This is a genomic window from Phyllobacterium sp. P5_D12, assembly GCF_054049495.1.
Genome location: NZ_JBFUMG010001124.1, coordinates 1 through 648 on the forward strand (window position 1 = coordinate 1; position 648 = coordinate 648).

Genomic DNA, 648 nt, shown 5'->3' on the forward strand with positions numbered 1-648 from the left:
ATGCTGCGTGTGGCAGTCAAGGCAGGTTACGCCCGCTCTTGCCATCTTGCTCTGCTGGAAGGAGCCGTACTCGAACACCTCGTCGAGTATCTGCCCGTCGGAAAAATTAAGGTCCGGACGCAGCAGTGCCGGGGAGAAATAGTCGAGGAAGGGCTTTCCGGGCTGATAGCCATCAAGAAGCTTGGTGCGTCTTGCGTGGCACGCTAAGCAGGCACTCGCATCGACCTTAGATAGTCCAAGATTTGAGGGAGTGGACATCTTGGCATCTCGGGATTTTTCCTCGGCCCATGCGACGTGTTTTGCGCCCGCGCCGTGACAAGACTGACAGCCGATGCTCGTGGCGACATAGGACGATTTATATTCGTTTGTCTCGGGCTGGAAATTGGCCCGGGGGTCGGTGGAGTGGCAGTCGATGCAGGTGCGATTCCAGCGGTAGAACGGCCCCGTCCAATGAAATGTGGATCCCGGCTTTGCCGGTTTGCCGTCACCCAGCCAGAACCATTGCTGTTTTTCCGTATCCCATGCGAGGTCAAGAGCCTGCAGCCTGCCACCGCCGATATCGGCAAGATATTGCTGAAGCGGTTCATAGGCAAAAGTGTATTTTACTTCAAATTCTGCCTGCTTGCCGTCCGGTCCCTCGGTGCGGTC

General features: G+C 56.6%; 1 protein-coding gene. It reads right to left on the reverse strand.

The window, feature by feature from the left end; translation table 11 throughout:
• Window positions 1-648 (reverse strand): multiheme c-type cytochrome (locus ACXJ5O_RS29075; RefSeq protein ID WP_457302930.1); only part of this gene is annotated, 648 nt, incomplete at both ends.